A 23,067-nucleotide genomic window follows, 5' to 3' on the forward strand; every position below is an offset into this window, starting at 1 on the left:
TCTTCGCAACCGCCGCCGCTTTGCCTTTCGCTCTTGCTCTTGCTCTTTCCAATCCCGAATCCCGACTCCCGAATCCCGGCATTCAGAATTCCCCGCGATACCAATTCTTCAATTTCTTGAACAAGCTGCCTGCGCGCCCGGTCGGAATCGATGGTCGGCGCGGGTGTTCGATCTGGCTGCCCATCAGCAGCAGGCCCACGCCGGAGGCGTGTACCGGGTTGCCGACGACTTCGCCCAGGCCGGTAACGTGCTGCGGAATGCCCACGCGCACCGGCATCTGCAACATTTCTTCGGCCAGTTCCACCACGCCTTCCATCTTCGAGGCACCGCCGGTAAGCACCATGCCGGCGCGCACCATTTCTTCGAAGCCCGAACGACGCAGTTCGGCCTGCACCATCTCGAAGATTTCCTCGTAACGGCCCTGCACCGCCTGCGCGAGTGCGTGGCGCGGCATGCGGCGCGGCGGGCGGTCGCCCACCGACGGCACCTGGATGCTTTCTTCGGCGGTGGCCAGCTGTGCCAGCGCGCAGGCGTAACGCACCTTGATCTGCTCGGCTTCCGGCGTCGGCGTGCGCAGCATGTGCGCAATGTCGTTGGTGACATGGTCACCGGCGATCGGCAACGAAGCGGTGTGGCAGATCGCGCCTTGCACGTACACCGCCAGATCGGTGGTACCGGCGCCGATGTCCACCAGCACCACGCCAAGCTCGCGTTCGTCGGCGGTCAGCACTGCGACCGACGACGCGAGCGAGGACAGCACCAGATCGTCGACCTGCAGGCCGCACTTCTGTACGCACTTGGTGATGTTGGCGGCTGCCGACTGCGCGCACACCACCAGGTGCGCATGCACCTCCAGGCGCACGCCGGTCATGCCGACCGGGTTGCGGATGCCTTCCTGCGAATCGTCCAGCACGTACTCGCGCGGAATCGCATGCAGGATGCGCTGGTCGGCCGGAATGGCCACCGCCTTGGCGGCATCGAGCACGCGCTCCAGATCGCTCCAGGTCACTTCGCCATCGCGGATCGGCACGATGCCGGGCGAGTTCTTGCACTGCACGTGGTTGCCGGAAATCGAGGCATACACCGAGCGGATCTCGCAGCCGGCCATCAGCTCGGCCTCTTCCACCGCACGCTGGATCGACTGCACGGTGGATTCGATGTCCACCACCACGCCGCGCTTGAGACCGCGCGATTCATGCGAACCGATGCCGATCACTTCGATCGGATTGCCGGGCGAGTATTCGCCGACCAGCGCAACGACCTTGGAGGTGCCGATGTCCAGTCCAACGATGAGGGATTTGTCGCCTTTGCGATTCATGTCTTAAAGCCGGGATTCGAGATTCGGGATACGGGATTGGGAAAACGCGGAAATGCCTGGGCGACGGGAGGTGCGGAAGGTGCTGCGCGATGCCGGGGCTGCGCTTTTTCCAATCCCGAATCCCCACTCTCCAATCGCTGCCGTTCGACGGTAAATCCGTTGGTGTAGCGCAGGTCGGCGCGGGCGATCGGGCGCTGTGGATCGGACAGCTGCGGCAGCACGCGGGCGAAGCGCTGCAGCCGTGCGCGTGCATCGTCGCGGCCGACCACGATCTGCACGCCATTGCTCAGCCCCAGCGACCAGCTGCCGCGCGCGTCCATTTCAAGACGCTCCACATCCAGCCCGGTCGGTGCGAACAGGGCGCGCGATTCGTTGTACAGCGCCACCACGTCCTGGGTCTTGCTGTCCGGCCCACCGAGCTGCGGCAACTTGAAATCCTTCAACAGCGGCGGGGTGCGAAACAGCCGGCCCTGCTCGGACAGCATGCGGTCGGTACCCCAGCGCGCGAACGGCTTGTGCTCGGTCACGTGCACTTCCAGCACATCCGGCCAGCGCTTGCGCACCTGCGCACTTTCCACCCACGGCAACCGCGCAATGGCGTCCTGTGCCTGCTGCAGTTTCACCGCGAAAAAGCCGGCACGCGCATACGGCAACACCACCGCACGCAACTCTTCGGCAGGCACCCGCTTGAAGTCGCCGGACACGCGCAACTTCGCCAATGGCCAGCGCTCGGCACCGACCCAGCCATTGAGCACGGCCACCACCGGCAGCGCGACCAACGCCAGCGCGAGCAACCAGGCCAGGATGCGCAGGGTGGCGTTCATTGGTGTGCTCCGCACACGGGATTCGGCATTGGGGATTGGAGATTCGTCACGGCAGCAGCAACAGCAAGGGCGCGCATCGCGTCGCTGTTGGCCAATCCCGAATCCCGAATCCCCAATCCCCGCGTCACAGCGTCTGCTCCAGCACGCGCCAGACCAGTTCTTCGAAATCGATGTCGAGTTGGCGGGCAGCCTTGGGCACCAGCGAATGGCTGGTCATGCCAGGAGCGGTGTTCACTTCGAGCAGATACAGCTGGCCGCTGCTGCCATCGCGCATCACGTCCACGCGACCCCAGCCACGGCAGCCGGCAGCGCGGAAGGCGTCCAGCGCGAGTTGGCGAATCTGCGTTTCGGCCTCGCCTTCCAGGCCAGGGCACAGGTACTGGGTGTCCTCGGCGATGTACTTGGCGTTGTAGTCGTACCACTGGCCCTTGGGCACGATGCGGATGGACGGCAACGCGGTGTCGCCGAGCACGGCGACGGTGAGTTCGTCGCCTTCGATCAATTGCTCCATCAACAGCGCACCGTCGTAGCGCGCCGCCAGGGTCACTGCTTCTTCGAGCTGCGCCTGGTCGAACACGCGGCTGACGCCGACGCTGGATCCTTCGTTGGCCGGCTTGACGATGACCGGCAACCCGATCTGCTGTGCAGCGGCATGGATTGCCTCTGCGCTGGCACCAGCAGCCAACCGCGCGTAGCGCGGCGTCGACAGGCCCAGCGACAGCCACACCTGTTTGGTACGGATCTTGTCCATGCTCAGCGCCGAGCCCAGCACGTCCGAGCCGGTATAGGGCACGCCGAAGGCTTCCATCAGGCCTTGCACGATGCCGTCTTCGCCGCCGCCGTTATGTCCGTGCAGCACGTTGAACACGCGATCGAACTGCTGCGCGACCAATGCCTTGGCCAACGCCGGAATGCCATCCACCGGCTGCGCATCGACGCCGCGCGCGCGCAGCGCTTCCAGCACGTTGCTGCCGGAATTCAACGACACCTCGCGCTCGGACGAGGTGCCGCCGAGCAGTACGGCGACGCGTCCAAAGGCTGCCGGATCGCTGGTGCGAACGTTGCCGACCAACGCGCTCATGCCTGCTCTCCGACAAACCCGTTGCTGATGATGTGCTGGGCCACGTAACCGATATCGCCGGCGCCCATCATCAACAGCAGGTCGCCGTCCTGCAGGACGTCCGGCAACACTTCGGCAAGCCCGGCGATCTGGCCGACGACCACCGGCTCGCTGCGGCCGCGCGCACGGATGGCGCGTGCCAATGCACGCGAATCGGCGCCCGGGATCGGCGCTTCGCCGGCCGGGTAGACCTCGCTCAGCACCAATGCGTCGACCGTGCTGAGTACCGCGGCAAAGGCGTCGAACTGGTCGCGGGTGCGGCTATAGCGGTGCGGCTGGAAGGCGACGACCAGACGCTTGTCCGGCCAGCCGCCACGCGCGGCGGCGAACACCGCTTCGAGTTCGCGCGGGTGATGGCCGTAATCGTCGACCACGCGCACACGTGCGCCGCTGCTGGTGGTGACTTCGCCCAGATCGTTGAACCGACGGCCGATGCCGGCAAAGTTTTCCAGCGCGCGCGCAATGGTGTCCGGCGCCACGCCGAGCTGCCAGCCGATTGCGGCAGCCGCCAGCGCATTGAGCACGTTGTGACGACCTGGCAGTGCGAGCGTCACCGGCGTGGTGGTGCCTTCGGGCAGGCGCAGCGTGAAGCGCATCCGTGGCCCGTCCTGCACGACATCTTCGGCGCGCACGTCGGCATTTTCGCTCATGCCGTAGCTCATCACGTGGCGCGGCGTCTTGCCGGCCAGTGCAGCCACTTCCGGGTCGTCGATGCACAGCAACGCCAGGCCGTAGAACGGCAGGCGCTGCAGGAATTCGGCGAATGCGGCCTGTACGCGGGCAAAATCGTTGCCGTAGTTTTCCAGGTGATCCGCATCGATGTTGGTGATCACCGCCATCAACGGATTCAGGCGCAGGAAGCTGCCATCGCTCTCGTCGGCCTCGGCGACCAGCCATTGGCCGCCACCGAGCTTTGCGTTGGCACCGGCAGCCAGCAGCTGGCCACCGATGACGAACGTCGGGTCTAACCCGCCTTCGCTCAACACTGCAGCCGCCAGGCTGGTGGTGGTGGTCTTGCCATGCGTGCCGGCCACCGCAATGCCGCGACGGAAACGCATCAGCTCGGCCAGCATCGCCGCGCGCGGCATGATCGGAATGCGCTGGCTGCGCGCTTCCATCAACTCGGGGTTGTCTTCGCGGATGGCGCTGGACACCACCACGCAATCGGTGCCCAGCACGTTGGCCGCCGAATGGCCGCGCATCACGCGCGCACCCAGCTTGGCCAGCCGGCGCGTGGCCGCGTTGTCGGCGTTGTCCGAGCCGGACACTTCATAGCCCAGCGTCAGCATCACCTCGGCAATGCCGCTCATGCCGGTACCGCCGATGCCGACGAAATGCACGCGCGGGAACGCCCGCACCAAATCGCCACTGTCTTGCAGACGGCGGATCACGGGGCACCTCCTGCGGAGGCGCCGGGATTGGGGAGTCGGGATTGGGGATTGGTGGCGATCAACTGCGCCGAACGGTCGCCATTTACGGATGTCTGCATGCTGCCCTGTTTGTGCGTTTGCTTGTTACGAATCCCCAATCCCGCTCGCTCTTGGACAGCCGGAGGCTGGCCATCTCCACTCCCGGCCTCTTGAAGAATGATGTCGGCGATGCGCTCGGCGGCGTCCGGCTTGGCCAGGGTGCGTGCGGCGTTGGCCATCGAGAGGCGACGAGTCGGGTCGGCGAGCAACGTCTGCAGCACCTGCTGCAAGCGCACTGCCAGGCTGTCGTCCTGCTTGAGCAGCACGGCGGCGTCGGCGCCGACCAGGTATTCGGCATTGCGGGTTTGATGGTCGTCCACGGCGGCGGCGAACGGCACCAGCACGCTGCCGACACCGGCGGCGCATAGTTCGGCCAGGGTGGATGCGCCAGCGCGGCACACCACCAGATCGGCCCAGGCATAGGCCGCAGCCATGTCGGCGATGAAGGGTTCGACGCTGGCGTTGACGCCTGCCTGCAGGTAGGCCGCTTCGGCTTCGGCGCGCAGCTTCTCGCCGCACTGATGGCGCAACTCGACCTCCGGGTGACCCAGTGCAGCCAGCGCTGTCGGCACCGCCTGGTTCAACACACGCGCGCCCTGGCTGCCGCCCAGCACCAGCACGCGTACCGGGCCGGTGCGGCCCACCAAGCGATCGGCCGGCGCCGGCAATGCAGCGATTTCTGCACGCACCGGGTTGCCTACCGCTTCTTCGCCAGCAAAGCTGCCCGGAAACCCGGTCAGCACGCGGCGCGCGAAACGCGACAACACCTTGTTGGTCATGCCGGGGGCGCGATTCTGTTCGTGCACCAGCAATGGCGCACCGAGCAGGCGCGCAGCCAGGCCGCCCGGGCCGGCCGCAAAGCCGCCAAAGCTGATCACCGCACGCGGACGGCGCTTGCGCAGCACGAAGCCGGCAGCGCGCACCGCGCGCATCACCCGCACCGGCGCACCGAGCAGCTTCACCACGCCCTTGCCGCGCAAGCCGCTGATGGCCAGCGTATCGATAGGAATATCGTGCTGTGGCACCAGGCGGGTTTCCATGGCGCCATCGGCGCCCAGCCAGGTCACCGGCACGCCGCGCGCGCGCAGCACCTTGGCCACGGCCAAGCCCGGGAAGATGTGCCCGCCGGTGCCGCCAGCCAGAATCATGACCGGCCGCATCATCGCAGACGACGGTGCGGGCATTTGCGCGGCATGGGCAGAAACGCTCACGCAATCCTCCCGAAGGTCGGTTCCACACGCGGTTGCATGCGGCTGGTGCCGCGCAGGATGGCCGACGCCGGCGCTACGTAGGCGGCGGCAACCGGAGGAGCGGCCGGCGCAGGCGTAGCGCCAGTGTCGCGCTGCGGCTTGTGCGCAGGCGCGTACGCCGGCGGCACCGAATCGACCACCGGCTCTGCCGGCTCAGCTGGCGAGGTGGCCGCGCCCTGCGGAGACAACTTGCTGCGCAGGCGCTCGGCGCGATTGGCTTCGTAGGACACCCGCAGCAGCACACCCATCGCAAGACAGGTCATCAGCACCGATGAGCCGCCCGACGAAATCAGCGGCAGGGTCAACCCCTTGGTCGGCAGGATGCCCAGGTTGACGCCGATCGACACGAAGCTCTGCATCGCGATCCACAGGCCGATGCCGAAGGCGATATAGCCGGAGAAATGCCGCTTCATCTCCACGCAGCGCATGCCCAGCCAGAAGGCGCGACCGACCAGCAGCGCGTAGAGCCCGATCACGCCGCACACGCCCACAAAGCCCAGCTCCTCGGCGATCACCGAGAAGATGAAGTCGGTATGCGATTCGGGTAGGTAGTTGAGCTTCTGCACCGAAGCGCCCAGGCCCACGCCGGTCCACTGGCCGCGGCCGATGGCCATCAGGGCGTTGGACAGCTGGTAACCGGAGCCCAGCTGATCCACCCACGGGTCCATGAAGGAGGTCACGCGCCGCATGCGGTACGGCTCGAAGATCACCAATGCCACCAGGGCCGGCAGCAGCAGCAGGATCGGCAGGATGATGCGCCCGATCGGCGCACCGCCCAGCACGAGCATGCAGGCGGTCACGCTCAGCAGCAGCATCGAGGAGCCGAAGTCCGGCTGCAGCAGCAACAGGCCGACCAAGAAGCCGACCACAAATACCGGTTTGAGCATCGCCTGCCAGGTCGCGTTGACCTCGTCGCGGAACCGCACCAGATAGCTCGCAAGCCAGATGATGTAGAACACCTTCACCGATTCGACCACCTGGAACCGCGACACGCCCAGGTTGATCCAGCGCTTGGCGCCATTGACGGTGCTGCCCAGGCCAGGCACGAACACCACCACGAGCAGCACAAAGCAGGCCAGCAACAGCATCTGGTTGTGCTGTTCGATGGTCTTGAGCTCGGTGCGCATCGCCCAGAACGCCAGCGCGATGCCACCACCCAGGAACAGCAGGTGGCGGGTCAGGTAATAGAACGGGCTGGCTTCCAGTTCGATCGAGCTGGACGCCACCATCACCACGCCCAGCGAGGCGAGCGTGACTGCCGCCCCGAGCAGCCACGGGTCGTAGCGGCCGCCGATGGCGTCCAGTCGTGTGGCCTGGCGGGACATGTCGTTCATCAGCGCACCTTCAACGTGGCAAGGCCGATCAGCACCAGCACCACCGAAATGATCCAGAAGCGCACGATCACGCGCGGCTCCGGCCAACCCTTGAGCTCGAAATGGTGGTGGATCGGCGCCATGCGGAACACGCGCTTGCGGGTCAGCTTGAAGCTGGCCACCTGGATCATCACCGACAGCGTTTCGATCACGAACACGCCGCCCATGATCACCAGCACCATCTCCTGACGCACGATCACCGCGATGGTGCCGAGCACTGCGCCCAGCGACAGCGCGCCGATGTCGCCCATGAACACCATTGCCGGGTAGGTGTTGAACCACAGAAAGCCCAGCCCTGCCCCGGCGATCGCCGAGCAGATGATGATCAGCTCGCCGGCGCCGGGAATCAGCGGGATTTTCAGGTATTCGGCAAACACCACGTTGCCCGAGGCATACGCGAACACGCCCAGCGCGCAGGCCACCAGCACGGTCGGCATGATGGCCAAACCATCCAGGCCGTCGGTGAGGTTCACTGCATTGGAGAAGCCCACGATCCAGAAGTAGGCGATCACCACGAAGCTCACCCCGGCCAGCGGCAGCGCGATCGACTTGAACATCGGGATGTAGAACGTGATCGCCGCCGGTACGTCGGCGGTGTAGTACAGGAACAAGCCAGCGGCCAGACCGAAGATCGACTGCAGCAGATACTTCCAGCGCGACTTCAGGCCATTGGGATCGCGTTTGACGATCTTGATCCAGTCGTCGTACCAGCCGATCGCACCGAAGCAGATCATCACTGCCAGCACCAACCACACGTAACGGTTGCGCAGGTCGCCCCACAGCAGCACCGACAAGGTGACGGTGAGCAGGATCAGCGAACCGCCCATGGTCGGCGTGCCGGCCTTGGAAAAATGCGTTTGCGGGCCGTCCTGGCGGATCGGCTGGCCGCCCTTGAACTGGGCGAGCTTGCGGATCACCGCCGGGCCCATCCACAACGACAGGAACAGCGCGGTCAGCGCAGCCAGGATGCCGCGGAAGGTCAGATAGTTGAACAGCCCGAACAGGCTCTCCAGTTGCTGCAGCCAACGGGCCAACTCAAGCAGCATGGGATGCGTCCTCCGCCGATGCGAGCAGCGCGGTGACGACGCGGTCCATCGCGCTACCGCGCGAGCCCTTGATCAGGATCGTGATGGAGGCGACGCCCGGAAGCGCGTTGGTGGATGGCGATTGCTGTTGGTGAATCACTGCATGTTCCTGCGTATTTCCTGATCCGTGCTGCGGCACTTGCTGTTGCTGGCTGGTGGCATCGACCAGATCCGCCTGCAAGGCGTCGATCAACTCGGCGTGCGTGGCGAACACACGCCCGCCCTCGCCGAACGCGTGCGCGGCAGCGGCGCTCAGTTCGCCCAGCGCATACAACCGCTGCAGCTTGGCCGCACGTGCGCGACGCCCCGCGGCGGCATGCAGTGCCACGCCTTCGGCGCCGAGTTCGCGCATGTCGCCCAGCACCAGCCAGCCTTCGCCAGGTGCGGCGGCCAAGGCATCGATGGCCGCATCCAGCGAGCCCGGGTTGGCGTTGTAGCTGTCGTCGATCAGGACCGCGCCATTGGGCAAGGTCTGCGCAATCTGCCGGCCGGCTACCGCGCGCGCCTGCGCCAGACCGTCGGCGATCACCGGCAAGGCGATGCCGGCACCGAGTGCAAGCCCGGTTGCCGCCAGTGCGTTGAGCACGTTGTGGCGGCCTGGCAGCGGCAGCGCAATCGGCGCCTCGCCCTGCGGCGTGACCAGGGTGAACTGCGCGCCGCCGGTGTGCAGACGCAGCTGACGCGCAGTGATCTCGGCACTGGCCTGCAAGCCATAGCGCAACACGCGACGTCCCTGCACCGGCTGGCTCTGCAACTGCTGTTCGAACCACATGCCGAACGCGTCGTCGGCGTTGATCACCGCCACGCCATCGGCGGGCAGCGCGGCGTAGATGGCGCCCTTGGTCCGTGCGACGCCAAGCAAGCTGCCCAGACGTTCCAGATGGGCGGGCGCGATGTTGTTGACCAACGCCACATGCGGCTGCGCAATCTCGGTGAGATAGGCAATATCACCCGGCTTGCCGGCGCCCATTTCGTAGATCGCAAAGTCCGCATCGTCGGGCGCGGCGATCACCGCCAGCGGCAAACCGATCTCGTTGTTGCGGTTGCCCGGCGTGGCGTACACGGTGGTGCCATCCACGCGCCCGGCTTCCTGCAGGATCGACAGCAGCAGCGCCTTGACGCTGGTCTTGCCGTTGGAGCCAGTCAGCGCAAGCACACGCGTGGCGCGGTCGCGCTGCATGCCGGCGGCGATGCGCGCCAACGCCAGCTCGGTGTTGTCCACCACCACCTGCGCCACGCTCAGCGCCGGCAGCAGGCGATCGACCAGCACACCGCTGGCACCGCGCGCGACCGCCTCGGTGGCGAAATCGTGCCCATCGAAGCGTTCGCCGCGCAGCGCCACATACAGGCTGCCGTCGGCAAGCGTGCGGGTGTCGTTACCGACCGCATCGATCATGGTGTCGTCGCCGTGCAGCTCGCCGCCCGCCCAATGCGCAATCAACGACAGTGGCGTGAGCTTCATGGCCGCACTCCCAGCACGGTGCGCGGCAGCAGCGCCTGCGCCGCCACGAGGGCGTCGTCGAAGGCGTGCCGCACACCGGCAATTTCTTGATACGGCTCGTGGCCCTTGCCGGCGATCAACACGATGTCCGATGGGCTGGCCATGCCGATGGCCTGATGGATCGCAGCGGCGCGGTCGCGCTGCACGATGGCGGCATCCGGTCGCGCGAAACCGCGCAGGATATCGGCCACGATCGCATCGCCGTCTTCGCCACGCGGGTTGTCGTCGGTCACGATCGCCACGTCGGCCTTGAGCTCGGCAATCGCCGCCATCTGCGGGCGCTTGCCGGTGTCGCGTTCGCCACCGCAGCCGAACACGCAGATCAGGCGGTCCTGCGCATGCGAACGCAGGCTGCTCAATGCCTGTTCCAGCGCATCGGGCGTGTGTGCGTAATCGACCACCACCAACGGTGCGCCATGTGCGCCGCCGAGGCGGTTCATGCGGCCATGGATGGGCTGCAACTGGCCGAGCACACTGGCGATCTGCGCAGGCGCAAACTCCATCGCCCACAACGCGCCGGCCACGGCCAGCAGGTTGTCCACGTTGAAACGGCCCAGCAGCGGCGAATGCACCGGATGCACTTGGCCCTGGATATTCAACGCAAAGTTGATGCCGTTGTGGTCCAGCTGCAGTGCCTGCGCGCTCACGCGGGCGTCGGCATGCGCGCGCGAGCTCACACCGATCGCGCGCAGCGCGGGATCGAGCGCAGCGAACAGCGTGCGGCCGAAGCCATCGTCCAGGTTCACCACGGCCGCTTTCAACCCTGCGCGGGTGAACAGCTTGGCCTTCGCCGCGCCGTATTGCGCCATGTCGCCGTGGTAATCGAGATGGTCGCGGGTGAGATTGGTGAACACTGCCACGTCGAAATGCACCGCATCCACGCGGCCCTGATCGAGCGCGTGCGAGCTGACTTCCATTGCCACGGCCTGCGCACCCTCATCGCGCAACTGCGCCAACAGGGCGTGCGTGGGCAGCACCAGCGGGGTGGTGAAACCGGTCGGCACGGCCGCGCCATACAGACCGACGCCCAGCGTGCCGAGCGTGCCGGTGGGCGTACCAAGCAGCGTCAAGGCCTGCGCCAGCAGCTGCACGGTGGAGGTCTTGCCGTTGGTACCGGTGACGCCGACCATGCGCATCGCCTGCGATGGCCGGCCATGAAATTGATCGGCCATCACGCCAAGGCGCGTGCGCAAACCGGGCACGGCAATCGCATCGGCCGGGACCGGCAGACCGTCGGGAGCCGGCGGCTCGAACAACACCGCCGCCGCGCCATTGGCGCGCGCCTGTTCGACAAAGCCCAGACCATGCGCACCGAAACCGGCGATCGCCACGAATGCATCGCCCGGGCGCACGGCGCGGCTATCCATCACCAACCCGGACACCTGCACGTCGTGCGTCAATGCCACATCCGGCAGCAACTGCGAAAGCGCCATGGAGCGGCTCACTGGCGGCTCTCCTGCAACGGCGCGGGCTGTGCTGGCGCGGCAGCCGGCGCAGGCGCCAGTGCGGTCGGAATGCCGGCAGAGACTTCATCCACCGGGTCCGGCACCAGGGCCGGATCCGGATCGGCCGATTGCGGCTTGACCACCGGCTGGCCGGTCTTGCCGGCCGCCTGTGCGGCCAGCCACGACTGGATATCGTCCGGCGGCACGTCCATCAAGCGCAGCGCGCCTTCCATCACGCGATGGAAGACCGGCGCCGACACCAGACCGCCGTAATACACCTTGCCTTGCGGATCGTTGATCACGATGACGGTGGCAAAGCGCGGGCGCGTGGCCGGCACCAGGCCGGCGAACAGGGCGTTGTAATGCCCGCGCTCGTAGCCGTTGGCGCCATTCTTGCGCGCCGTGCCGGTCTTGCCGGCCACGTGGTAGCCCAGAATCGCCGCGCCCTTGGCGCCGCCCTGGGTCACCACGGTCTCCATCATGTCGATGACCTGGCGCGCCACTTCCGGCGTGATCACCTGCCGGGTTTCGTTGTGCTGGCCACGCACGAAGGTCGGCGGAGTGAGCTTGCCGCCGTTGCCCAGCGTGGCGTACGCCTGGGCAATCTGCAGCGGCGTCACCGACAGGCCGTAACCGTAGGACATCGTGGTCTTGGACGGGCCGCTCCAGCGCGCCGGCTGCAGCACCACGCCGGCCGATTCGCCGGGGAACCCGCTATGCGGCGCGCTGCCGTAACCGAAGTTGCGGATCGACTGGTAGAAGGTCTGGTCTGGCACCTTGGCCGCGATCTTGGCCGCGCCGATGTTCGAGCTGCGGGTGATCACGCCGGTGACGTTGAGCACGCCGTTGTTGCGCGGCACATCGCGAATGGTGAAACGCCCCATCGACATGTAGCCGGGGTTGGTATCGATGACGGTGTCCTTGGTCACCACGCCGGCCGTCAGCGCGGTGGCCACGGTCAGCGGCTTCATCGTCGAACCCGGCTCGACCAGATCGGTGACCGCACGGTTGCGGCGCGCCGACGGGTTGATGCCGGTGACCGAATTGGGGTTGTAGGTAGGCAGGTTGACCATCGCCAGCACTTCGCCGGTGGCCACGTCCATCACCACCATCGAACCGCCGGCCGCGTTGTTTTCGACCAGGGCGTTGCGCAGCTCCTTGTAGGCCAGGAACTGGATGCGGCGGTCGATGCTCAGCGTCAGGTCCTTGCCCGGTTGCGCCGGACGCACCAGGTCCACGCTTTCCACGATGGCGCCGCGCGCATCGCGCACCACCTTCTTGGAACCGGCCTTGCCGCGCAGCCATTCGTCGAATGCCAGCTCCAGGCCTTCCTGGCCGCGGTCGTCGATGTTGGTGAAGCCCAGCACATGGGCCATCGCCTCGCCTTGCGGATAGAAGCGGCGGAACTCGCGCTGCGAGAACACGCCAGGAATCTTCAGATCGACAATCGCATGCGCCTTGTCCGGATTGATCCGGCGCTGCAGGTACATGAATTCCTTGCCGGCCTTCTGTGCCAGCTTGGCGTTCAACTCGTCCAGCGGCTGCCCGAGCGCTTTTGCCAGCTCGGGAATGCGGTCCGGGTTGCGCAGCAGTTCCTGCGGATTGACCCAGATCGATTCCACCGGCGTAGACACCGCCAGCGGCTCGCCGTTGCGGTCGGTGATCATGCCGCGCGAGGTGGCGATGGGCAGTTCGCGCAGGTAACGCGCTTCGCCCTGACGCTGGTAAAAATCGCGATTGACCAGTTGCACGTAAGCCGCGCGGCCGATCAGCGTCACCGAGCACAGGCCAAGCGCGATACCGACCAGGGTCAGGCGACCACGGAGATTGAAATTGCTACGGGGGCGGTTGCGGCCGGTTTTCATGGCGCACCTCCGTGTGCGCCACCCTGCGGGCAGCTGCGCTGTGCAAAACGGCTGTCCTGCCGTTTTGTCATGGCGGCACCTGCATAAGCGCCACCCTGCGGGCAGCTGCGCTGTGCAAAACGGCTGTCCTGCCGTTTTGTCATGGCGGCACCTGCATAAGCGCCACCCTGCGGGCAGCTGCGCTGTGCAAAACGGCTGTCCTGCCGTTTTGTCATGGCCGCACCTGCATAAGCGCCACCCTGCGGGCAGCTGCGCTGTGCAAAACGGCTGTCCTGCCGTTTTGTCATGGCCGCACCTGCATAAGCGCCACCCTGCGGGCAGCTGCGTCGTGCAACGCGGTTGTCCTGCCACAAGCTCATGGGCGCACCACCACGATGTCGTTGGTCTCGGGGAACTTCATCCCGATGCGCGCACGTGCGACCTGGTCGACCCGGTTGCTTTCCGCCCAGGTGGCCTGCTCCAGCTGCAGCCGGCCGAATTCGATATTCAATTCGTCGCGCGTGTGTTCGAGCTTGGACAACTGCACGAACAGCTTGCGATGCATGTGGCGCATGTACACCACACCGATCGCCGAGGCGATGCTGCAAGCAAGCAGCACGACGAGCAGCAAGCGGCTCATTGGGCGTCTCCTTGAGACGCCGGGATTGGGGATTGGGGATTTGGGATTCGCTTGGAGCGCTCTTCCAATCCCGAATTCCGAATCCCGACTCCCAGCTTCTCAGCCACTCGCAACACCGCGCTGCGGGCACGCGGATTGACGTTCAATTCGGCGTCGTCGGCCTTGATCGCGCCGCTCACCAGCTGCAGCGTGGGAACGAACGGCTGGGCTTCGGGCAAGCGGCGGTTGCTCGGCGGGGCCTTGGCATAGCGGGCCATGAATTGCTTGACGATGCGATCTTCCAGCGAATGGAAGCTGATCACCGCCAGCCGGCCGCCCGGCTTGAGCGCAGCCAGGGCAGCGTCCAGCCCGGCTTCCAGATCGGCCAGCTCGCGGTTGATGTGGATGCGGATGGCCTGGAAGCTGCGTGTGGCCGGGTGGGTCTTGCTGTCGCCGCGCGGCATCACCGACGCGATCAGGTCGGCCAGTTGTGCAGTGCGCAGCAGCGGCTGTTCGGCGCGCCGCGCCACGATGGCGCGCGCGATGCGGCGGCTCTGGCGTTCTTCGCCATAGGTCCACAGCACATCGGCGATCTCGCGCTCGCTGGCCTGCGCCAGCCACTGCGCCGCGCTCTGGCCGTTGTCCGGGTCCATGCGCATGTCCAGCGGGCCGTCCTTGCCGAAACTGAAACCGCGCCCGGCCACGTCCAGCTGCGGCGAAGACACGCCCAGGTCCAGCAGGATGCCGTCGACGGTGGCCGCGGCCACCACCTGGCCGAGTCCGGCAAAACTGCCGCGATGGATGGACACGCGCGCATCGCCACCGAAGCTGTGTTCGGCCACTGCGATCGCTTCGGGGTCCTTGTCCATCACCAGCAGTCGACCTCCCGGGCCAAGGTGTTCCAGCACGCCGCGTGCGTGCCCGCCACGCCCGAACGTGCCATCCAGATACGTTCCGTTTTCGGTCACTTGCAGGCCATCCAGAACCTGCGTGTACAGCACCGGCACATGGGCCGCCGGCGGCTGCGACACCGGGTGACCGGGCTGCGCTTCACCGCGCATCCGGGCACCCCGGCTCACAACCTGAGATCGAGCAATTCATCGCCCAGATCCCCGTCAGACAATGTCTGCTGGATCAGTGCGCGATGTGCCTGCTCGCTCCAGAGTTCGAACTTGTCGCCCATGCCCAGCAGCACGGCTTTTTTCTCGATGCCCACCGCATTGCGGTGGCTGGCCGGGATGCTCAGACGGCCGTTGGCGTCCAGCTCCAGCACGGCGGATGAACCCACCAGCTTCTGTTGCAGCGTGCGGACCACGCGCTGGGTGTTGGGCTTGGACATCACGTCGTCGCGCACCCGCTCCCACTCCTTTTCCGCATATAGCCACAGGCATCCGGCTTCGAAGGGGTTGTAGGTGAGAACCAGGCGATTGCCGCTGACACGCGCAACGAGGTCGCGGTATGCGGTTGGCACCGCCATACGCCCCTTGTCGTCCACCGTGATGGCAGTCTCGCCCTGAAACACCGAATGCAACCTCGAATACCCGCTGGGGGATCATTGAACCACGAAAAACCACAAAACACCTGGTTTTCCCTCCGTTGCCCACCTTAGCAGTGCGTCAAAGGTTGTCAACAGTTTTCAAGACCACAAATCGCCAGTTGCATCAATGAGTTGCGGCACTCTTTAGAGACTTGTTCAAAGGTTATCCACAAGTTGCTGTTTCGTCTCATATTTTGAGATTGAACGGAAATTCAGGGCGGTGAAGGCCATGTAAACCCGACTGCCGTCTCACTTCACATTGCGCCAGCTACGTATCCCAACTGCGCAAACAAGGTGACAATCGGCGGCATGTGTCTGGTCGCTCTTGCCTGGAAAGCCCACCCGCGCTGGCGTTTGCTGCTGGCGGGCAACCGCGACGAATTCCATGAACGTCCCACTGCGGCACTGACGCGCTGGGCGGCGCCGGCCGACAACATGCTGGCCGGCCGCGACCTACGCTCCGGTGGCAGTTGGGTTGGCCTGGGTCGGGACGGACGCGCTGCGGTGGTCACCAACGTGCGTGACCCGCTCGCCACGGCCTCGGGGCGCTCGCGCGGGCATCTGATCGCCGACTATCTGTCCGGCAGCCTGAGCGCTACTGCCTACGCCAACGCACTGACCGGTGCCGGCCACGAGTTCCCACCTTTCAACCTGTTGCTGTGCGACGCCGACCGTTGCGAGCACCTGAGCAACCACCCGCCGCTGGCACGGCAACTGGCTGCGGGCATCCATGGCATGTCCAACGGGCCGCTGGATGCGCCGTGGCCCAAGACCGCCGCGCTGACCAGGGTGCTGCACCGCTGGTGCGCCAGCGGCGAGGAAGACCTGCAGCCGCTGTGGGCCGCCCTGGGCAACCCGGCCATCGCCCCCGACGCTGCGCTACCGCAGACCGGCGTGGACCTGCCCACCGAACGCCTGCTCTCGGCCGCCTTCATCAGCGGCCTCAGCTACGGCACCCGCGCCAGCACCATCGTTGCGGTAGACCATCACGGCCACGGCTTCATCCACGAACGACGCTTCGGGCCGAATGGGAGTTTCCAGGGCGAGACACGCCTGGAGATCCCTGGCTCGCGTTGACAAGCCACAGTCATGCGCATAGCGTGCGCATAACCAGGAGCCAATGCATGAATCGCTATTACGACGTTTCAGCGCAGAAGAAGCCGCTGAATCTGACCATCAATGCCGACCTGGCGGCGCAAGCCCGCGCGATGACTGGCAACCTGTCGGCAAAGGTGGAAGAGTTGCTGGCCGAGTACGTCACCAAGGAACGCGACAACCACAGCGCCAGAGCGCTTGAGCTGCAACGCGCCGCGAGCGAATGGAAGGTCTTCACTGAAGCGCACGGCTCCTTCGCCGACGAGTTCTCCACGCTATGACCGGCCAGTTCGATGTCTACGCCAATGTCGGCCAGAACAAGAACATCCCGTACGTGGTGGTGGTCCAGTCGAAGATCTTCGACGCCTCTCCTCGCCGCGTCGTCGTGCCCCTGGTCATCAAGTCCGGCCACTCCCCGACCCCATCCCGTTTCACCCCGGAACTCACCGTCGCCGGCCACAGCGTCATCCTGCAGCCTCTGGAAATGACCTCGGTGCCGCTGGCCGTGCTCAACAAACCTGCCGGCACATTGAAGGACCAAGGCCAGATCATCATCGACGCCCTGGACGAGCTATTCACCCGCTCGTTCGGTTAAGCGCAAAACAGAAAAACGCGTCAAGCAAGGCCGCAGCAACGCACACAGCGTTCGCCGCGAGGGCAAAGCCCAAGCCAAGCAGTAAAGATCGAAGCAGCAATCGCATTAATCGCAGACAGCCGAAAGCACCAGACAACTTACCGAGTGCAAGCCCTCTTGAATCAAGGGGCGCGGCGACAACCGCGGGGATGTGGCAGACCCGGAGCGGGACCCGCGTCTTGTACCGCCTGCAGCGGTACCAAGCGTGGGCGCCTTCGAGAAGGGCGAACGCCCGAATGAAGGCGGCGACGCGTCGCGAGAGCCTCGACCAACGACCTACGCCTCGACCAACTGCCTACCTGCAAGCCCCCTTGAGTCAAGGGGGCGCGGCGACAGCCGCGGGGATGTGGCAGGCCCGGAGCGAGACCCGCGTCTTGTACCGCCTGCAGCGGTACCAAGCGTGGGCGCCTTCGAGAAGGGCGAACGCCCGAACGAAGGCGGCGGAGCCGGCCGATAAGCCGGGTTCTGTCGTGGACAGTCATTCGTCTAGGCGCTACGTCACCGCAGCGCTCAAGCAACCTACCCGGATCCAGCGCGGGCCACGCCAATGGATCCCTATTTGGTCTTGCTCCAGGTGGGGTTTGCCGTGCCGGTCCGTTACCGGACTCGCGGTGCGCTCTTACCGCACCATTTCACCCTTACCGGCTCCCCGAAGGGAACGTAGGCGGTATCTTTCTGTTGCACTGTCCGTCGGCTTGCGCCGCCCAGGCGTTACCTGGCACCTTGCCCTATGGAGCCCGGACTTTCCTCGGCACTCTTGCGAGTGACGCGACTGTCTGGCCGACTCCGCCGGGGCGCATTCTACGCTATCGCTGCAGTGCAAAACGGCGCGGCGATTTCACGCTGGCCCTTGCCTTGTAGGAGCGCACCCGTGCGCGAGAGGGGGTACCGACCCACCACCGTCGCGTCCAGGCATGCTCCTGCAATGACCGCATTAGCCGCCATACAACGCCTTCCGCGGCGCGCCAGTCAGCTCGGCGGCGAGCTTGGCGGCGGTGGACGGGGGCAGGTGCTCGGCGAGCTTGGCGTAGACGCGGCGGCCTTCGGCGAGCTGGCCGTCGGCAGCGTCGGCGGCGCCCTGCACCATCACCACGAACTCGCCCTTGCGCTGGTTGTCGTCGGCTTCGACCTGGGCCTGCAGCTGCGCCAGGCTGCCGTCGAGCACGGTTTCGAACAGTTTGGTCAGTTCGCGGGCGATCACCGCCGGGCGGTCATCGCCGAAGGCCAGGCGCAGGTCGGCCAACGATTCGACGATGCGGTGGGACGACTCGTAGAACACCAGGGTGCGGGTCTCGCCGGCCAGCCGCGCCAGGCGCTCGCGGCGGGCGGCGCTCTTGGCCGGCAGGAATCCCTCGAAGCCGAAACGGTCGCTGGGCAGGCCGGCCACGCTGAGCGCGGCGATTGCCGCGCAGGCGCCCGGGACCGGGCTGACCTTGATGCCGGCCGCACGGGCGGCGCGCACCAGCTTGAAACCGGGGTCGCTCACCAACGGGGTGCCGGCGTCGCTGACGATGGCCAGCGACTCGCCTTCGCGCAGGCGCGCCACGATGCGTTCGGACATGGCGTCTTCGTTGTGGTCGTGCAGCGCCAGCAGCGGGCGGTCGATGCCGAAATGGCCGAGCAACTGGCGGGTATGGCGCGTGTCTTCGGCGCAGATCGCGGCCACGCCACGCAACACCTCCTGCGCGCGCGGCGACAGGTCGGCCAGGTTGCCGATCGGCGTGGCGACCACGTGCAGGGTTCCAGGGGACGTCATCAGCGGTTTTCCGGGGGCAAAGGGTAGAATCGTAGCGTTTTTAACGGTCCGCCCCGGCGGCCCCTGTCCAATGGATCTGAAATGAACAAGCGTGTTGCAAGGATCTCTGCCCTTTCGCTGATGGTGATGCTGGCCGCAGGTTGCGCCACCAGCAGCGTCACGCCGACCGCCTCGCCGACGCAGAGCGCAGCGCTGGCACTGCTGGATCAGGGCAAACCGCGCGACGCCGCGCAGCAGTTGGAAGCCGAAGCCGCCAGTGCCAGCGGCGCGCAGCGCAGCCGGTTGCTGGCGGCAGCGGCGTTCGGCTGGCACGACGCCGGTGACGATGCGCGGGCCCGCACGCTGCTGGCGCAGGTCAACCCACGCCACCTGAGCGGCGAGGAGCGGGCCCGCTTCGGGCTGCTCACCGGCGAGCTGGCGGTGCTCGACAAGCAGGGCGCGCAGGCGTTGCAGGCCCTGGGCGACAGCCCGCAGGGGCTGACCCAGCCGCTGCAGACGCGCTGGCTGGTGGCACGCGCTGCGGCGCTGGAAGCCACCGGCGACCTGTTCGGCGCCGCAGCCGACCGCGCGCGTGCCGATGCCAGCCTGACCGGCACCGTGCGCAGCGACAACCAGCGCGCGATCGTGCGCCTGCTTGCCGCGCTCGACGACGCCACCCTCAAGGGCCGCACCGCTGCACTGCCGGCCGGCGACCCGTTGTACAACTTTGCCGGGCGCGCGTTGATCAGCCGTGGCCTGGCGTTGCCGCGCGCCTTCGAGCGCGATGCGCAGTGGGGCTTCGACACCAGCAAGAGCCCGCCGGCCGAGCGCGATGGCTACCGCCCACCGGTCAAGCTGGGCGTGCTGCTGCCGATCACCGGCAACCTGGCCACCGCCGCCGCGCCGGTACGCGATGGCCTGCTGGCCGGCTACTACGCCGAAACCCGCCGCCGCCCGGAAGTGCAGTTCTTCGACACCGCCGGCACCCCGGCCGGCGCCAATGCCGCCTACGACAAGGCAGTCAACGCCGGGGTGGATTACGTGGTCGGCCCGTTGGGGCGCGACGAGGTCAGCGCGCTGTTTGCGCGCGGCCAGTTGGCGGTGCCGGTGCTGGCGCTCAACCGCCCCACCGACAACAAGGCCCCGCCCACCGGCAGCGCAGGCTTCTCGCTGGCGCCGGAAGACGACGGCATCATGGCCGCCGAATACCTGCTCTCGCGCGAACGCCGCAACGTGCTGATCGTCGGCACCAGCGACGACAACGGCAAGCGCACCATCAAGGCCTTCCGCGACCGTTTCAGCGAACGCGGCGGCACGGTGGCCGGCAGCATCAGCGTGGCCGATGCGCCGGGCGATATCGGTGCGCAGTTGCGCAATTACGGCACTGCCGATGCAGTGTTTCTGGCAGTGCGCGGCAATACTGCGCGTGCGCTGGCGCCGCAGCTGGCGTTGGCCGGGTTCGCCGGCAAATCGCGCGTGGGTACCTCGCAACTGGTGGCCGGCACCGGCAAGGTCGAAGACGATCTGGCGCTGGATGGCATCGTCTACCCGAGCGAAACCTGGACCGCCCTGGGCGTGTCCGGCCTGCCGGCGGTCAGCCAGGTGGCCAGCACCCTGCCCAGCGCACGCGGCCCGGCCGCCCGCCTGTTCGCGTTCGGCTACGACGCCTGGAAGATCACTGCGTACCTGGAAAAACTCGCCACCGGCACCGATGGCGGCCTGCGCGGCGCCACCGGCACCCTGCATCTGGATGGCTTCGGCAATGTGTTGCGCACGCCGGCCTGGTCCACCTTCAGCGGCGGCCGCCCGACGCCGATCGCCGACGGCCGCTGAGCCATGCCGGCAGCGCGTCAGCAGCGTGGTGCGGCGGTCGAGGCGGCCGCACGCGCGTTGCTGGAGCAGGCCGGGCTGCGGCTGGTGGTCGGCAATGCCAACTACCGTGGCGGCGAACTGGATCTGGTGATGCGCGACGGGCCAGCGCTGGTGTTCGTGGAAGTGCGTTACCGGCGCGACGACCGCTTCGGCGGCGGTGCGGCATCGGTGGACTGGCGCAAACGTCGCAAGCTGGTGCTGGCCGCGCAGTTGTTTCTTGGCGCCCACCCGACCCTGGCCGCGCTGCCGTGCCGCTTCGATGTGGTCGATGCCAGCGGCGAACCGCCGGTATTGCACTGGATCCGCGACGCGTTCCGCGCCGACGATTGCTGACCGCCACCGACGCTCACGCCAACGTTTTTATGCCAACCGTCATGACCCACGCAGCCGTGCCATTGGCGCTGTGGTGCGCCAGTGAACGCGGCCGCATCTCGCCACGCCTGCTCGCGGCCGGCGTGGCGGCGGCGATGCTGCCCGATGCCGATGTGCTGGCGTTCGCGCTGCACATTCCCTACGCCGATGCGTTTGGTCATCGCGGTGCCAGCCACTCGCTGTTGTTCGCCGCAATCGTGGGGTTGCTCGGCGTTGCGTCACATCGCCTGTTGCGCGCGGATGCCGTGCAGGCGTCTGTGTTTTTGTTCGTCTGTGCCGCCTCTCACCCGCTGCTGGATGCGATGACTTCCGGCGGCCTGGGCGTGGCACTGGGCTGGCCGTGGAGCCAGACGCGCTGGTTCGCACCATGGCGGCCGATCCGGGTGTCGCCATTTGCCACCGGCTTCTTCAATGCGCGTGGCCTGAGCACGCTGCTCTCCGAGCTGCGCTGGGTCTGGCTGCCGCTCACCGTCGCCGTGCTGGGGTGGAAATGCATCCAGCGCGCGGCACCACAGGATCGCAAGTCATGACCGATGTACTTCCCACCGCACTTGCCGAGGTATTGGCCACGCGCCTGGGTACCGATGGCTGGTTGACCGGCGACGATGCGCGCCGCCGCTATGGCGAAGACGATTCGCGCCGCTGGGCATTGCCTGCCGCAGTGGCGTTGCCGCGCGACACCGATGAGGTGGTGGCGATCGTGCAGGCGTGCCGTGCGCACGGCGTGCCGATCGTGGCGCGCGGCGCCGGCACCGGCACCACCGGCGCGGCGGTGCCGTTTTCCGGCGGCGTGGTGGTGTCGATGGCGCGCATGAACCAGATCCTGGCACTGCGTCCGCAAGACCGCTGCGCGGTGGTGCAACCGGGCGTGCTCAATGGCGACCTGCAGCAGGCGCTGCAGCCGCACGGATTGTTCTGGCCGCCGGATCCGTCCAGCGCGGAGATCTGCAGCGTCGGCGGCAATCTATCCACCAACGCCGGCGGCCCGCGCGCGGTGAAATACGGCGCCACCCGCGACAACGTGCTCGGCCTGGTGGCCGTCACTGGCACCGGCGAGGTGATCCGCTGCGGCGGTGCGTATACCAAGAATTCCACCGGTTACGACCTCACCCACTTGCTGGTGGGCAGCGAGGGCACCCTGGCGATCATCGTCGAGGCGACCTTAAAGCTGACCCCGCGCGCAATCGCGCAAGCCGGCCTGCGCGCGCTGTATCGCGATGCCTCCAGCGCCGCAGCCGCAGTGTCGCGGCTGATGGCACAACCGACCACGCCGACCATGCTGGAATTCATGGATGCCAGCGCGATTGCGCTGCTACGCCGCAATGGCAGCGACGTACCCGACGCCGGCGCCATGCTGTTGATCGAAGCCGACGGCGATCACGACACCTTGCCCTACGCGCTGCAAGTCCTGCACGAGGCGGCCGATGGCCAGGGCGTACTGGGCCTGGACGTGGCCGCCGATGGCAGCGCGCGCGACAGGTTGTGGGCCGCACGCCGTGCCTTGTCACCGGCGTTGCGCACCATCAAGCCGGGCAAGATCAATGAGGACGTGGTGGTGCCGGTGTCGCGCATTCCCGAACTCGTTGCCGGCGTGGAAGCACTCGCTGCGGAATTTGCGCTGCCCATCGTCGCCTTCGGCCATGCCGGCAACGGCAACCTGCACGTCAACATCATGTACGACCCGGCCGATGCCGACGAAGATGCCCGCGCACACGCCGCCCTGCCACGGCTGTTTACGCTGGTGCTGGCGCTGGAGGGCACGCTCTCCGGCGAACACGGCATCGGCGTGGCCAAGCGCGATTTCATGAGCCAGGCGTTCAATCCAGCCACGCTGGCGGCCATGCGCGCGATCAAGGCCGCACTGGATCCGGATGGCATCTTGAATCCGGGGAAGGTGTTGCCCCACTCGCCTGCCGGGCGATAGTCCGATGCAGACCCACACCATGAGTCAGTTGCTTCAGAAAGCACTCGATC

The 23,067-nt window shown here is 66.7% G+C and carries 21 protein-coding genes and 1 other RNA gene; 7 read left to right on the forward strand and 15 right to left on the reverse strand.

Going from position 1 to position 23,067, the window contains the following annotated elements:
- Positions 1–82: 82 nt before the first annotated feature.
- From ftsA to mraZ, 13 genes are all read right to left on the reverse strand, one after another.
- Positions 83–1,318: a cell division protein FtsA gene (gene ftsA / locus AC1POX_RS18020; protein ID WP_003485272.1), complete on the reverse strand. Its 1,236-nt coding sequence runs from the start codon at positions 1,316–1,318 to the stop codon at positions 83–85.
- Positions 1,315–2,142, reverse strand: coding sequence for a cell division protein FtsQ/DivIB (locus AC1POX_RS18025; RefSeq protein WP_071117963.1), 828 nt, complete (start codon positions 2,140–2,142; stop codon positions 1,315–1,317). The genes ftsA and AC1POX_RS18025 overlap by 4 nt, the downstream gene beginning before the upstream one ends.
- A gap of 124 nt (positions 2,143–2,266) precedes the next feature.
- Positions 2,267–3,223 carry a D-alanine--D-alanine ligase gene (locus AC1POX_RS18030; protein WP_029818682.1) on the reverse strand — a complete coding sequence of 319 codons (957 nt, stop codon included), beginning with the start codon at positions 3,221–3,223 and terminating at the stop codon, positions 2,267–2,269.
- Positions 3,220–4,653 (reverse strand): UDP-N-acetylmuramate--L-alanine ligase, encoded by a 1,434-nt coding sequence (gene murC / locus AC1POX_RS18035; protein WP_011346425.1) that lies wholly within the window; start codon positions 4,651–4,653, stop codon positions 3,220–3,222. The genes AC1POX_RS18030 and murC overlap by 4 nt, the downstream gene beginning before the upstream one ends.
- Complete coding sequence (gene murG, locus AC1POX_RS18040; RefSeq protein WP_031421105.1) at positions 4,650–5,942, reverse strand: undecaprenyldiphospho-muramoylpentapeptide beta-N-acetylglucosaminyltransferase; 1,293 nt, start codon at positions 5,940–5,942, stop codon at positions 4,650–4,652. The genes murC and murG overlap by 4 nt, the downstream gene beginning before the upstream one ends.
- A complete protein-coding gene (gene ftsW / locus AC1POX_RS18045) occupies positions 5,939–7,315 on the reverse strand; it encodes a putative lipid II flippase FtsW (RefSeq protein WP_218556761.1) in 1,377 nt (458 codons plus the stop codon). The genes murG and ftsW overlap by 4 nt, the downstream gene beginning before the upstream one ends.
- The gene (gene mraY / locus AC1POX_RS18050) at positions 7,315–8,400 is read right to left on the reverse strand and encodes a phospho-N-acetylmuramoyl-pentapeptide-transferase (RefSeq protein ID WP_372356443.1); all 1,086 of its coding nucleotides are present in this window, start codon (positions 8,398–8,400) and stop codon (positions 7,315–7,317) included. Before mraY ends, ftsW begins: the two co-directional genes overlap by 1 nt.
- Positions 8,390–9,901, reverse strand: a complete 1,512-nt coding sequence (locus tag AC1POX_RS18055) for a UDP-N-acetylmuramoyl-tripeptide--D-alanyl-D-alanine ligase (RefSeq protein WP_218558595.1) — start codon at positions 9,899–9,901, stop codon at positions 8,390–8,392. The genes mraY and AC1POX_RS18055 overlap by 11 nt, the downstream gene beginning before the upstream one ends.
- Entirely contained in the window at positions 9,898–11,373 is a 1,476-nt protein-coding gene (locus AC1POX_RS18060) for a UDP-N-acetylmuramoyl-L-alanyl-D-glutamate--2,6-diaminopimelate ligase (RefSeq protein ID WP_170922841.1), read from the reverse strand. Before AC1POX_RS18060 ends, AC1POX_RS18055 begins: the two co-directional genes overlap by 4 nt.
- A gap of 8 nt (positions 11,374–11,381) precedes the next feature.
- Positions 11,382–13,250, reverse strand: a complete 1,869-nt coding sequence (locus AC1POX_RS18065; protein ID WP_372356444.1) for a peptidoglycan D,D-transpeptidase FtsI family protein — start codon at positions 13,248–13,250, stop codon at positions 11,382–11,384.
- Between the two features lie 355 nt (positions 13,251–13,605).
- Positions 13,606–13,869 (reverse strand): cell division protein FtsL, encoded by a 264-nt coding sequence (gene ftsL / locus AC1POX_RS18070; RefSeq protein ID WP_005910928.1) that lies wholly within the window; start codon positions 13,867–13,869, stop codon positions 13,606–13,608.
- On the reverse strand, positions 13,866–14,909 hold the full coding sequence (gene rsmH / locus AC1POX_RS18075) for a 16S rRNA (cytosine(1402)-N(4))-methyltransferase RsmH (protein WP_057682282.1): 1,044 nt from the start codon (positions 14,907–14,909) through the stop codon (positions 13,866–13,868). The genes ftsL and rsmH overlap by 4 nt, the downstream gene beginning before the upstream one ends.
- A gap of 14 nt (positions 14,910–14,923) precedes the next feature.
- Positions 14,924–15,379 carry a division/cell wall cluster transcriptional repressor MraZ gene (gene mraZ, locus AC1POX_RS18080; RefSeq protein WP_005910933.1) on the reverse strand — a complete coding sequence of 152 codons (456 nt, stop codon included), beginning with the start codon at positions 15,377–15,379 and terminating at the stop codon, positions 14,924–14,926.
- A gap of 315 nt (positions 15,380–15,694) precedes the next feature.
- Here mraZ and AC1POX_RS18085 point away from each other — a divergent pair, with 315 nt between their 5' ends.
- From AC1POX_RS18085 to AC1POX_RS18095, 3 genes are read left to right on the forward strand one after another with little or no spacing between them, the layout of a single operon-like run.
- Positions 15,695–16,462: an NRDE family protein gene (locus AC1POX_RS18085; RefSeq protein WP_218496562.1), complete on the forward strand. Its 768-nt coding sequence runs from the start codon at positions 15,695–15,697 to the stop codon at positions 16,460–16,462.
- Positions 16,463–16,509: 47 nt separating this feature from the next.
- Positions 16,510–16,761: a type II toxin-antitoxin system CcdA family antitoxin gene (locus AC1POX_RS18090; RefSeq protein ID WP_008571282.1), complete on the forward strand. Its 252-nt coding sequence runs from the start codon at positions 16,510–16,512 to the stop codon at positions 16,759–16,761.
- On the forward strand, positions 16,758–17,075 hold the full coding sequence (locus AC1POX_RS18095; RefSeq protein WP_008571283.1) for a CcdB family protein: 318 nt from the start codon (positions 16,758–16,760) through the stop codon (positions 17,073–17,075). Before AC1POX_RS18090 ends, AC1POX_RS18095 begins: the two co-directional genes overlap by 4 nt.
- A 477-nt stretch (positions 17,076–17,552) precedes the next feature.
- Here AC1POX_RS18095 and rnpB read toward each other — a convergent pair.
- Positions 17,553–17,902, reverse strand: an RNA gene (rnpB, locus tag AC1POX_RS18100) — RNase P RNA component class A.
- Positions 17,903–18,048: 146 nt separating this feature from the next.
- Complete coding sequence (gene rsmI, locus AC1POX_RS18105) at positions 18,049–18,870, reverse strand: 16S rRNA (cytidine(1402)-2'-O)-methyltransferase (protein ID WP_029818675.1); 822 nt, start codon at positions 18,868–18,870, stop codon at positions 18,049–18,051.
- 120 nt (positions 18,871–18,990) lie between these two features.
- Between rsmI and AC1POX_RS18110 the strand changes: the two genes are divergently transcribed.
- Genes AC1POX_RS18110 through AC1POX_RS18125 form a run of 4 tightly spaced genes read left to right on the forward strand, consistent with a single transcriptional unit; the run spans position 18,991 to position 23,017 of the window.
- Positions 18,991–20,682 (forward strand): penicillin-binding protein activator, encoded by a 1,692-nt coding sequence (locus AC1POX_RS18110; RefSeq protein ID WP_372357189.1) that lies wholly within the window; start codon positions 18,991–18,993, stop codon positions 20,680–20,682.
- A 3-nt stretch (positions 20,683–20,685) separates the two neighbouring features.
- Entirely contained in the window at positions 20,686–21,054 is a 369-nt protein-coding gene (locus tag AC1POX_RS18115) for a YraN family protein (RefSeq protein WP_008571510.1), read from the forward strand.
- Positions 21,055–21,083: 29 nt separating this feature from the next.
- A complete protein-coding gene (locus tag AC1POX_RS18120; protein ID WP_127167617.1) occupies positions 21,084–21,623 on the forward strand; it encodes a metal-dependent hydrolase in 540 nt (179 codons plus the stop codon).
- Complete coding sequence (locus AC1POX_RS18125; RefSeq protein WP_122273271.1) at positions 21,620–23,017, forward strand: FAD-binding oxidoreductase; 1,398 nt, start codon at positions 21,620–21,622, stop codon at positions 23,015–23,017. The genes AC1POX_RS18120 and AC1POX_RS18125 overlap by 4 nt, the downstream gene beginning before the upstream one ends.
- Positions 23,018–23,067: the final 50 nt, after the last annotated feature.

The organism is Xanthomonas sp. NCPPB 3442 (assembly GCF_056725145.1).

Excerpts from the sequence above, each read along its gene's own strand:
- AC1POX_RS18110 (WP_372357189.1), top strand. The coding sequence starts at position 18,991 with ATGGTGATGCTGGCCGCAGGTTGCGCCACCAGCAGCGTCACGCCGACC.
- rsmH (WP_057682282.1), bottom strand. The coding sequence starts at position 14,909 with ATGCGCGGTGAAGCGCAGCCCGGTCACCCGGTGTCGCAGCCGCCGGCG.
- AC1POX_RS18065 (WP_372356444.1), bottom strand. The coding sequence starts at position 13,250 with ATGAAAACCGGCCGCAACCGCCCCCGTAGCAATTTCAATCTCCGTGGT.
- ftsL (WP_005910928.1), bottom strand. The coding sequence starts at position 13,869 with ATGAGCCGCTTGCTGCTCGTCGTGCTGCTTGCTTGCAGCATCGCCTCG.
- AC1POX_RS18060 (WP_170922841.1), bottom strand. The coding sequence starts at position 11,373 with ATGGCGCTTTCGCAGTTGCTGCCGGATGTGGCATTGACGCACGACGTG.
- AC1POX_RS18115 (WP_008571510.1), top strand. The coding sequence starts at position 20,686 with ATGCCGGCAGCGCGTCAGCAGCGTGGTGCGGCGGTCGAGGCGGCCGCA.
- AC1POX_RS18095 (WP_008571283.1), top strand. The coding sequence starts at position 16,758 with ATGACCGGCCAGTTCGATGTCTACGCCAATGTCGGCCAGAACAAGAAC.
- AC1POX_RS18030 (WP_029818682.1), bottom strand. The coding sequence starts at position 3,223 with ATGAGCGCGTTGGTCGGCAACGTTCGCACCAGCGATCCGGCAGCCTTT.
- rsmI (WP_029818675.1), bottom strand. The coding sequence starts at position 18,870 with ATGACGTCCCCTGGAACCCTGCACGTGGTCGCCACGCCGATCGGCAAC.
- AC1POX_RS18090 (WP_008571282.1), top strand. The coding sequence starts at position 16,510 with ATGAATCGCTATTACGACGTTTCAGCGCAGAAGAAGCCGCTGAATCTG.
- AC1POX_RS18085 (WP_218496562.1), top strand. The coding sequence starts at position 15,695 with ATGTGTCTGGTCGCTCTTGCCTGGAAAGCCCACCCGCGCTGGCGTTTG.
- ftsA (WP_003485272.1), bottom strand. The coding sequence starts at position 1,318 with ATGAATCGCAAAGGCGACAAATCCCTCATCGTTGGACTGGACATCGGC.
- mraY (WP_372356443.1), bottom strand. The coding sequence starts at position 8,400 with ATGCTGCTTGAGTTGGCCCGTTGGCTGCAGCAACTGGAGAGCCTGTTC.
- AC1POX_RS18055 (WP_218558595.1), bottom strand. The coding sequence starts at position 9,901 with ATGAAGCTCACGCCACTGTCGTTGATTGCGCATTGGGCGGGCGGCGAG.
- AC1POX_RS18120 (WP_127167617.1), top strand. The coding sequence starts at position 21,084 with ATGCCAACCGTCATGACCCACGCAGCCGTGCCATTGGCGCTGTGGTGC.
- AC1POX_RS18025 (WP_071117963.1), bottom strand. The coding sequence starts at position 2,142 with ATGAACGCCACCCTGCGCATCCTGGCCTGGTTGCTCGCGCTGGCGTTG.
- AC1POX_RS18125 (WP_122273271.1), top strand. The coding sequence starts at position 21,620 with ATGACCGATGTACTTCCCACCGCACTTGCCGAGGTATTGGCCACGCGC.
- ftsW (WP_218556761.1), bottom strand. The coding sequence starts at position 7,315 with ATGAACGACATGTCCCGCCAGGCCACACGACTGGACGCCATCGGCGGC.